We start from the raw sequence: 10,122 nt of genomic DNA, 5'->3' as shown, positions 1-10,122 counted from the left end.
ACCGAATAGTAGTAGAGGGTGTGCTGGCCTTCCGGTGCGGTAAATGAGCCCGAATATGTCGTCCATGAGCCGGTGGTCGAACCCCACTGGTAGTAGGTGGTCCCGGCTTCGTTGCGCGTCAAGGTAATGGACGGGACGGTCTTAAACCAGCCGTTGGCGCCATCGGGAGACGCCGGGTTGCTTGAGATGGTCGTCGTCGGCGGTTTTGTGTCTATGATGAAGGGGCCGATGGTAACGGTGCTTGTCCAGTGACCGGCCATATCCTTAGTTCTCAAATGAAAGTACCAGCTGCCGTCTGAGAGCGCCAGGCTCGTCGTGGAGGTGGTAGTCCCAAGCAAATCCACGGTCTGATCCGGGACGGTCGTTGACGACTTGCTCCACTCGACGGAGAAGCCGGCGAGCCCGCTGACGGCATCGGCGGCACCACTAATAGCTATATCGACTGTGGTATCGGTCGATATAGCGCTCACGGTGTGGCTCGGGCTGCTCAACGACGGGTTGGTCGGCAACCCCGAGTCGACCTTAAACGCCTGGCTCTTGACCGACTCGACATTACCCGAGGTGTCTACTGAGTAGTAGTAGAGGGTATTCTCGCCCTCGATCGCTGTAAAGCTGCCACTGTAGGTCGTCCAAGGGCCGGTGGCCGAGTTCCATGAATAGTAGGTGGTGCCCGGCTCATCAGCGGTCAAGGTGATAGACGGTGCGGTTTTGAACCAGCCGTTCTCGCCGTCGGCGCTTACCGGGTTAGTCCCCAGTGTGGTGGTCGGCGCAATCTCGTCCGCCACTACGCAATTATAGACGCCGCCGCCCTCGGTGCCGGCAAAGAGCGTCCGGTCGAGGCAATAGCAAGGCAGATTTTCAAGTGAGAGCACCAGCAAATGCATAAGCCCCTTGTTTATCTTTTTCCAGGAGGCTCCGTCGTCGCTCGACTTAAAGACGCCGTCGCCGTCGGTGCCGGCTACGACGGTAAAGCCCTTGTTCGGAAAATTCGTCGTCAGGGTGATCGCAAGGATTTTTGTGCTTGTAAGACCATTGTTAGCCTGGCTCCACGAACCGCCGGCGTTGATCGATTTATAGACGCCGCCGCCGTTGGTGGAGACAAAAATCATCGCGTTTACTGAAAACTCCGGCGAGATCGCGATGTCGGTGATGAAAAAGTTATCGATGCCGGTGTTTATTTGGGACCAGGTCGAACCCCGGTCTATCGACTTGAAGACACCGCCGGCGTTGGTGCCGGCGAATAATGTGTTATCGTTAGCGAAGTTAGGCGAGATCGCGAGCGCGCGGACATCGGTGTTGGTAAGGTTGCTGTTGACCGGCGCCCAGGTTGCCCCGGCGTCGGTCGTTCTAAAGACGCCGCCGGCCGTGCCGGCGAAGAGCGTCCTGTCGTTGACAAAATCCTTTGAAATGGCCAGCGAGCGGACATCGGTGTTGCTAAGGCCGGTGTTGACCGGCGCCCAAAGGTCGCCGGAATTGGTCGACTTGAAGACGCCGCCGTTGGTGCCGGCGAAGACCGTTTTATCGGTTTGAAAGCCTGTAGACATGGTGATTGAGCGGACATTGGTGCTGGTGAGGCCGTTATTGATGAGCGTCCAGTCTTTTCCTTTGTTGACCGACCTGTAGACACCGAAGGGTGTGCCGGCGAAAATCGTGCTGTCGTTGTCGAAATGGGGCGATAGCGGCACTGCGTTGACGTTGCTGTTAACAGGGCCGTTCTGCGTCCACAATTCTTCGGCAAAAGCCGTCGCGGAAAAGAATAAGACCAAGCTCAGCGCAAGCGCCGGCATGACCAAAAATTTGCTAACACACCATCGTCTCATTTTGTTTTTGCTAAGCATCATTTCAGCACCTTAATCTTTTGCTTGATTTCCTCCAGATCGATACCGAACGGTTTCATATTGACGACCGCCTCGTACTCGGCTTTGGCCTTGGCGTGTTCTCCGTTTATTACGTAAAGGTCGCCAAGAGCGATACGGGCGGCTACAAACTCCTTGTTAAGCTTGACCGCATCCTCAAGCGACTTGATAGCGTTCGCGATATCGGCTTTGGATTTATATATGATTGCGATATTATAAAGAGCCTCGGGCTGCTTAGGGTCGGCTTCTATCGAGGCTTTGTACTCGGCTAAAGCTTTGTCGAGTTCCCCTTTTGCTTCGTAGCTCTGCCCTAGGTTCAAATGCGTCTTCGCGTCTCCCGGTGCCAGCTCCTTGGCTTTCTCGAGTTCGGTTACGGCTTCGTCGAACTTTCCTTCGGAATAGGCGCTCGCGCCCGTCGTATAAGCTTTTTCTTGCGCTTCTTGCAGCTGTTTTTCCCTTATATTCATTCCCAACGCGGCCCCGCCTACCAGGACGATTACCGCGCCGATTATCGATACGACCTTTTTGTTGTCAATGAGAAACTTTTTCAAAGAACCCGTGTTCGCTTCCAAACCAATCACCTTTCTAAACAAAAAAACGACCCAAAAAGGGTCGGTTTCGCTAATTGCTCCCTCTAACTAGTAAGCGACCAGGTTTAAAGTTAGAGATCATCGCTTCCCCTCAAGCGAACTCAGCTATTGTTGTGGTGTAGGGTATGATATTAGCTACCTATTTGATTATTAACCTGCTAGGTCAATCACGAAGTGCTTACTCGATACTATAGCAATAATCTGGTAACGCGTCAACAAAATAACTCGGACTTGTAAAAATAATCACGAACATATTTTTGGGTCTTTTGGCCGCGTTTGGTATATGCCGCCGGTGTATGCCGCATACCGGCAGGGATAATTTCTAAATCAAGAGATGAATCAAGAGATTATAGTAAAATGTGTAGCTGTTGTGTGGGGGAGAATGTATAATGCTAAAGAAATTGGGGTAAGTAATGTTGCGGTCGAAAGCCGCCTAACAGAGCAGCTAGGCCGCAGCCTTAAAAACGAGAGGAGACTAAAGATGAAGAAACCTGTTATCGACCATGACGAGTGCATCGGCGACGGTATTTGCTCGGACCTCTGCCCCGAGGTCTTCGAGATGCGCGACGACGGGCTTGCCTATGTCATCGATGAGAACCCGGATGAACCGCTCCACGATAAGGTCGATGAAGCGATTGAAGAATGTCCGACGGGGGCTATATCCTGGGCCGAGGAGTAGGTTGGCTGCGAGAGACAAAAATAACGCCAAGGGCTAGGGATAGGCAACTGTCAGCGCCTTGCCCCTGCTAGCCATTGCCGGCCAGCACGTCGGCTATTCGCTCGCTGGCGTGGCCGTCGCCATACGGATTGGCGGCACACGCCATTTTTTCATATTCCCCGCTATTATTTAGTAAAAGTAGCGCTGAATTGACTATTTGTTGCGTGTCACGCCCTACGATGCGCACCGTGCCGGCCTCCACCCCTTCGGGGCGCTCGGTCACCTCGCGAAGGACCAGGACGGGTTTTCCGAGCGACGGGGCCTCTTCTTGGATGCCGCCGGAATCGGTGAGAATCAGGTACGCCTTATTTATCAGCTGCACGAACGGCTCGTAATCGAGCGGCTCGATGAGGTGGACGCGCTGGACATCCCCCAAAATCTCGCTTGCCGTCCGCCCTACGACCGGATTTAAGTGGACCGAGAAGACGACTTCGACGTCGTCGACCGCCTCGACGATTTCTTTGACAGCCCGGCAGATTTGACGGAGCGGCTCGCCCCAGTTCTCGCGCCGGTGGGCCGTGACTAAAATGATACGCTTGTTCGCGAAATCGACGGGCTTGAGGTCGGGCTGCGCGAACGCATAGTCCGGCTTGACCGTCTGCACGAGCGCGTCGATTACGGTATTGCCGGTGACATGAATGCTCGCCTCGGAGACGCCGGCGTTGAGCAGATTTTCTTTGGCCGTCTCGGTCGGCGCGAAGTGGTAATCGGCGATGACGGTCGTGAGCGAGCGGTTTATCTCCTCGGGGAACGGATGGTACTTGTCGAAACTGCGAAGCCCGGCCTCGACATGGCCGACCTTTATTTTAAAGTAGAACGAGGCGAGCGCCGCGACAAAGGTCGTCGTCGTGTCGCCCTGGACCAGCAAGACGTCGGGTTTCTCCCGCTCGAGAACGGGCTTCAGCCCCAAGAGAGCCCTCGTCGTAATATCGAAAAGGTCTTGCCCGGGCTCCATTATATCGAGGTCGTAATCGGGCCGGATGTCGAAGAGGTTGAGCACCTGGTCGAGCATCTCCCGGTGCTGGGCGGTGACCGCGACGACCGATTTGAGCTTATCGGGCCGGCGCTCGAGTTCTTTTATGACCGGCGCCATCTTAATCGCCTCGGGACGCGTCCCGAAAACGGATAATATCTTTAACATATGTCAATATCCTTTGTGAGAAACCGTCACCGTTTACCTGTCTCTAAAGAAAGCGGCGGTTCGCTCTAAGCCGCGCTCGATTGAGACCTCGGCTTTCCAACCGAGTACCTCAAAGACATGCGCGTCGTCGAGGTAGGTCTTCTCCAGCTCGCCGTGGCGGGGCGGGTAGTTGACCGCGCCTTTACCGTAACCAAGGACCTCTTTGAGTATGGCAAAGAGCGCGTTGACGGAGGTCCCTTTTCCGGTGCCGATATTGACGCGCTCGCCATCGCCTTTCTCCAGCGCCAAGAGATTGGCCTCGACGACATCGCCGACGTAGACGTAGTCCCGAAGTTGCTCGCCGGTACCGAATATTTTTACCTCTCTATCGCTCAACATCGACTCGCAGAATATGGCGATGACCCCGGCTTCACCGTGTGGGTCCTGGCGCGGTCCGTAGATGTTTCCATAGCGCAGCGCGATATAGTTTAAGCCGTGGAGCGCACGGTAGCAGCTGAGATAGAACTCGCCGGCGACCTTCGCCGCCCCATATGGGGCGAGCGGGTCGAGCGCGGTCTTCTCATCCGCCGGCAAAACTTGCGGCTCACCGTAGACGGCGCCGCCGGATGACGCGAAGATGACTTTTTCGACCCCGTGCTTTACCGATGCCTGCAGGAGACCCAACATGCCGACTATGTTGACGTTGGCGTCGAAGACGGGGTCGTCGACGGACTTTCGCACATCGATCTGCGCGGCGTGATGGTTGAGGATCTCGGGCTTTTCTTTCGCGAAGACCAGGTCGAGTTCGGGAGAGCGGATATCCATCTTGTACAGCCTTGCCCTGGGGTTTACGTTCTCCTCTTTACCGCTCGACATGTTATCGATGATAGAGACCTCATGGCCCGCTTCGATATAGGCGTCTACTATGTTCGAGCCGATAAAGCCGGCCCCTCCGGTTACTAAGATACGCAATCGACACCATCCTTTTTTTGCCCGTTATCTAAAATGCTAGAGTAACATATGACAATTATGCCTTATGGATTATTCTTTACGGAGTAGCTCCTGGAGGTAAGCCCGAAGCTCCTCCCCTATCTCCTCGTTGATCAGCGCCAATTCGACGGTCGCTTTTATCCAGCTCAGCTTGTTTCCGATATCGTAGCGGGGGCCGGTCGCCTCAAGGGCGTATATCTCTTCGCGCTCAAGCAGAAGCCTTAAGGCATCGGTGAGCTGCACTTCGCCGCCGAGGCCGGGCTCGGTTATCTCGAGGCAGTCGAAGATAGCCGGGGTGAGCACGTAGCGCCCGAGAACGGCCAGGTTCGAAGGCGCTTGCTCGGGGGAAGGTTTCTCGACGAGGTCGACGATGCGATAGAGGCCGTCGTCTACCTGTTCCCCCTTGATGACGCCGTACCGGCGCACCTCTTCAAGCGGCACCGGCTCGACCGCGATGACGGACGCGCCGTATCTTTCGTGGATGCCGATTAAATCCTTGGTGCAAGGGCTATCGCTCAAAGTTATAATATCGCCCAAAAGGACCGCGAACGGGTTCGCCCCGATGTGCTTCTTGGCGCAGAGTACCGCGTGGCCCAAGCCGGCTGCGACTTTTTGGCGGATATAGTGGATGTCCGCGAGTTTTGCTATGTTCTCAAGCTCGGCAAGGAGCGCGTGGTCGTTCTTCTTCTTCAATTCGGCTTCGAGTTCGAAGGAGCGATCGAAGTGGTCCTCGATGGCGCGTTTGCCGCGTCCGGTGATTATCAGGACATCGTCTATCCCCGAGGCGACCGCCTCTTCGACGACGTATTGGATGGTGGGCTTGTCGACCACGGGAACCATCTCTTTCGGTTGACTCTTGGTGATCGGCAGAAAGCGCGTGCCCAGACCCGCGGCGGGTATAACGGCTTTGGTTATGCTTCTATAAGCCGGCTTGCCGGTGTTATCCATCTTAAGACTGCTCCTTTTGCCGGTGTCTCTTATCACAAGAAACTTTTATCACAAGAAACTTTTAATGTAGGAAGCTCTTATTGTGGGAAGCTCTTATTGTGGGAAGCTCTTATTGTGGGAAGCTCTTTGCCTTGCGCCCCATCAGGCCATGCAACTTCTAGAATATAATATCTTTGAAGTAAATGCGATACTAGATGCCGGCTCGTCAACTTTAGATGCGCCGGGCTTTGGTGGTAAACTAATGATATGTATCACTCATAAGAATAACTCGAGACTGAAACGGGGATTGATCATGTATGACTATCTAGTCGTCGGCTGCGGTATCGTCGGCTTAACCATCGCAATCGAAATCAAGAAGACTCGCGGTGGGTCGATTTGCGTTATAGACAAAGAAGGCGCGCTCGGCGCGCATGCCAGTGGGCGCAACAGCGGCGTTCTCCACGCCGGTATCTACTACAAACCAGGCACGCTCAAAGCCAAGCTCAGCGTCGAAGGCAATCGGACGATGCGAGAATACTGCGACATGAAAAACATAGCGCAAGTAAAAGGCAAGGTAATCGTGACCAAGAGCGCGTCCGAGATAGAGGCGCTGCGAGAACTGGAACGACGCGCGCTCGCCAACGGCGCGCAGGTCACGATGGTCGACGAAGAAGCGCTCAAAGAGATCGAGCCTTACGCCTCGACAACGGGCTTTGCCCTCTACTCGCCCAACACCGTCACCGTCGACCCGATGGAGGTCTTGGAAAAGCTCCTTGAGGACGCTAGGGCTCTCGGTATCGAAGTGCGGTTCGGTGTCAAGATGACGGGCGTCGACGACAGGCACACGGCGGACGCGGAGGGCTTAAAATTGCGTTTCGGCACGCTCATCAACGCGGCCGGCGCTTATTCGGACAAAATCGCGCACATGTACAACGTCGGGCGCCAATATGTGATGATCCCGTACAAAGGCCTCTACTACCGGCTCAAAGACGAGCATGCGCATATGGTTCGCTCGAATATCTACCCCGTCCCGGATATCCGCTTCCCTTTTCTCGGCGTCCACTTCACCCGCACCCCAAAGGGCATCGTCAAGATAGGGCCGACGGCGATACCCGCGCTGAGCAAAGAAAATTACGGCTTCTTCGACCATATCAAGAAGGATGAGTTGGTCAGCGCGTTGAAATGTAATGCGAGAAAGCTCGTCAGCGATAAGAACTACTTGCTTTTGGGCATTAAGGAAATGAGTAAGTACGTGCCGCACCTGTTCTTCAAGGAAGCGAAGGAGCTGCTGCCGGCGCTGGAATACTCGTACATCGAGACTTATCCGAACACCGGCATACGGGCGCAGCTTTTCGACACATCCGAGCAGGAGCTTGCGACCGACTTTGTCGTCGAGACGCACGAGAATTCGATACATATTCTAAACGCGGTATCACCGGCATTCACGTCATCGTTCGCGTTTGCCGAATATGTAGTGGGACTTATCGAATAATATCCATCGAATAATGACCGAGACCGAACGAGTGTGGACAAGAATACGGAGGGGTGGATTTGCGAAACCTTGAGACAATCTCTGGACTGCCGTTAAAGCTCGCCGGGACGAGCCTGGTTTTTGAGGACGGCTTGCCGGTGGTCGAGCCGGACGTCCGTCACCTGGAAGACTTCAAAAAGGTGCTTGCCCCGAACTCTACATTGAGGGGCCCCGAGGACGCCTATTTCATGTATCGCGATATCGGCTGGGATAAAGACAAGGAACTCTTCCGGCGCTATAACTACCGCTACGACATCACGGTTATACAGGCCGGTGTCGTCGGGCGCGAACTGGTAAAAACGGTCGGGCACTATCACCCGCCGGTTCCGGGGAACGACATCACCTTCCCCGAGGTCTACGAAGTCGTAAGCGGGCGGGCGCACTACATCTGCCAGAAAGTAGAAGGCAACAAGGTGCTCGATATGTTCGTCGTCGAGGCGTTGCCCGGGCAGAAGGTCGTCATCCCGCCGGGCTACGGCCACATCACAATCAATCCCGAAAACGAGCCGCTGGTGATGAGCAACGTTACCGCCGATGGTTTCAAGTCGATTTATACGCCGCTCGAAGAGGCGGGCGGGGCGGCCTTTTACGAGCTGGAGGACTTCAGCTGGGAGAAGAACGCTAACTATGAGATTGCGGGTGATCCGCAATGGGCTCGCGCCAACGAGATTCCCGACTTCGGCTTGACGGAGGCGGTTCCGCTATACGTCGCGATAACGCAAAACCCCGAGAAATTCGACTACTTGGTAAACCCAAAAGCTTACGCCGAGACCTTTGCCGGAGCGATTAAGCTGACCGGGAGCCTTCTGGGATAACATTTTTTCATTAGAAGAACGCTTTAGCGCCCGGCTAGATATGGCCGGGCGCTTTTTTCTTAGCTGAACTGTTTTTATTGCGTCTAAGTAATGTTGCCAGCTATATTTGATTTTTATAGCGTTCTGCAGCGTTCGCCCTGTACCTTGTGCTTGTCTCGGGACTTTAGCCCTAATTGCACGCTTTCTACCAGACCTAAAGGCTGAGCTACGGATTACAGCGACTTCAGCGCCGTGCGGGCCGCTTCGATGGTGCGGTCAATGTCATCTTCGGTATGCGCGGCCGAGACGAAGGCCGCCTCGAATTGCGAGGGCGCCAGGTTTATCCCCTGCTCGAGCATCGACTTGAAGTACGCTCCAAAGCGCGCGGTATCGGACTTCTTGGCGCTCTGGTAGTCGAAGACCGGCTCGTCGGTGAAGAACATGCAACTGAGCGAGCCTACTCTGGTAAACTGCGCCGCGACGCCGGCTTCCGCGGCGGCTGATTTTAGGCCGTCGCTAAAGCGCGCGCCCATCTTGTCGAGCCGCTCGTAGACGGCCGGGTTCTTGAGTATGTTGAGTAGCGCGAGCCCCGCGGTCATCGCTATGGGGTTGCCGGAGAGCGTACCCGCCTGGTAGACCGCCCCTACCGGAGCGATCGCGTCCATGATGTCGGCGCGCCCGCCGAAAGCGCCGACCGGGAAGCCGCCGCCGATTATCTTGCCCAGACAAGTGAGGTCGGGCACTACATCGTAATATTGCTGCGCGCCGCCGTAGGCTACGCGAAATCCGGTTATGACCTCGTCGAAAATCAAGACCACACCGTGTTCTTGAGTGATTTCGCGGAGGCCTTGCAGAAAACCGTCTTTTGGCGGGATGACCCCCGCGTTGCCGGCGATAGGCTCGATGATGACCGCCGCGATATCTTCGTGCTTCTCGCGGATGAGCGCCTCGACCGCCGCCAGGTCGTTGTAGGGCAAGTTGATGGTATCTTGCGCGGCGCCCTTGGTGACGCCGGGGCTGTCGGGCAGCCCGAGCGTGGTCACGCCCGAGCCCGCCTGTACCAACAAGCTGTCGGAATGGCCGTGATAGCACCCTTCGAACTTGACGAACTTGCTCCGCCCGGTAAAACCACGGGCGAGGCGTATCGCGCTCATGGTCGCCTCGGTGCCCGAGCTGACCATCCTCACCTTTTCAATCGACGGCACGGCGTCGACGACGGCTTCGGCCATCTCCACTTCGAGTTCGGTCGGCGCGCCGAAGCTGGTGCCGTTTTCGAGCGCGACGCGCACCGCCGCGTTTATCTCTTCGTTGGCGTGCCCGAGAATCATCGGACCCCACGACGCGACATAATCGATATACTCGTTGCCGTCGGCATCGTAAATCTTGGAACCCTTTGCTTTCGAGATGAAAAGCGGGTTCAAGCCGACCGATTTGAATGCGCGAACCGGGCTGTTTACGCCTCCCGGGATGACTTGCCGGGCTTGTTCGAAGAGTTCTTGCGACCTGGATATGTTCATAGCCTACCTCCGTTAATCGTAATAAATTAATGGACAATTGTTTATTATATCTGAACATTATTTTGTTCATTATATTATA

9 protein-coding genes and 1 riboswitch are annotated in these 10,122 nt (G+C 55.3%); of the genes, 3 read left to right on the top strand and 6 right to left on the bottom strand.

What is annotated here, in order from left to right:
* Positions 1–1,841, bottom strand: a 1,841-nt coding sequence (locus KGZ93_10845; protein MBS3910098.1) for a hypothetical protein, incomplete at its 3' end; no start/stop codon positions are given.
* Complete coding sequence (locus KGZ93_10840) at positions 1,838–2,428, bottom strand: tetratricopeptide repeat protein (protein ID MBS3910097.1); 591 nt, start codon at positions 2,426–2,428, stop codon at positions 1,838–1,840. The genes KGZ93_10840 and KGZ93_10845, both read right to left, overlap by 4 nt.
* Before the next feature lie 29 nt (positions 2,429–2,457).
* Positions 2,458–2,544, bottom strand: a riboswitch (cyclic di-GMP riboswitch).
* Positions 2,545–2,927: 383 nt separating this feature from the next.
* On the opposite strand from KGZ93_10840, the gene KGZ93_10835 reads away from it, so the two are divergent.
* Positions 2,928–3,125, top strand: coding sequence for a ferredoxin (locus tag KGZ93_10835; protein ID MBS3910096.1), 198 nt, complete (start codon positions 2,928–2,930; stop codon positions 3,123–3,125).
* Positions 3,126–3,192: 67 nt separating this feature from the next.
* On the opposite strand, the gene wecB is transcribed toward KGZ93_10835, so the two are convergent.
* The 3 genes from wecB to galU form a co-directional block, all read right to left on the bottom strand.
* The gene (gene wecB, locus KGZ93_10830; GenBank protein ID MBS3910095.1) at positions 3,193–4,305 is read right to left on the bottom strand and encodes a UDP-N-acetylglucosamine 2-epimerase (non-hydrolyzing); all 1,113 of its coding nucleotides are present in this window, start codon (positions 4,303–4,305) and stop codon (positions 3,193–3,195) included.
* A 33-nt stretch (positions 4,306–4,338) separates the two neighbouring features.
* Positions 4,339–5,256: an NAD-dependent epimerase/dehydratase family protein gene (locus tag KGZ93_10825; protein ID MBS3910094.1), complete on the bottom strand. Its 918-nt coding sequence runs from the start codon at positions 5,254–5,256 to the stop codon at positions 4,339–4,341.
* A gap of 69 nt (positions 5,257–5,325) precedes the next feature.
* Positions 5,326–6,222: a UTP--glucose-1-phosphate uridylyltransferase GalU gene (gene galU / locus KGZ93_10820; GenBank protein ID MBS3910093.1), complete on the bottom strand. Its 897-nt coding sequence runs from the start codon at positions 6,220–6,222 to the stop codon at positions 5,326–5,328.
* A gap of 292 nt (positions 6,223–6,514) precedes the next feature.
* Between galU and lhgO the strand changes: the two genes are divergently transcribed.
* Together lhgO and KGZ93_10810 are read left to right on the top strand one after the other, a co-directional pair.
* Complete coding sequence (gene lhgO, locus KGZ93_10815; GenBank protein ID MBS3910092.1) at positions 6,515–7,693, top strand: L-2-hydroxyglutarate oxidase; 1,179 nt, start codon at positions 6,515–6,517, stop codon at positions 7,691–7,693.
* 59 nt (positions 7,694–7,752) lie between these two features.
* Entirely contained in the window at positions 7,753–8,547 is a 795-nt protein-coding gene (locus KGZ93_10810; protein ID MBS3910091.1) for a glucose-6-phosphate isomerase, read from the top strand.
* A 212-nt stretch (positions 8,548–8,759) separates the two neighbouring features.
* Here the strand turns inward: KGZ93_10810 and hemL are convergent, their stop codons facing one another.
* Positions 8,760–10,043 carry a glutamate-1-semialdehyde 2,1-aminomutase gene (gene hemL / locus KGZ93_10805; protein ID MBS3910090.1) on the bottom strand — a complete coding sequence of 428 codons (1,284 nt, stop codon included), beginning with the start codon at positions 10,041–10,043 and terminating at the stop codon, positions 8,760–8,762.
* Positions 10,044–10,122 lie beyond the last annotated feature (79 nt).

This window comes from Actinomycetota bacterium, assembly GCA_018333515.1.
Lineage (GTDB): Bacteria > Actinomycetota > Aquicultoria > Aquicultorales > Aquicultoraceae > Aquicultor.
This window is presented reverse-complemented; position numbering and strand designations above follow the sequence as displayed.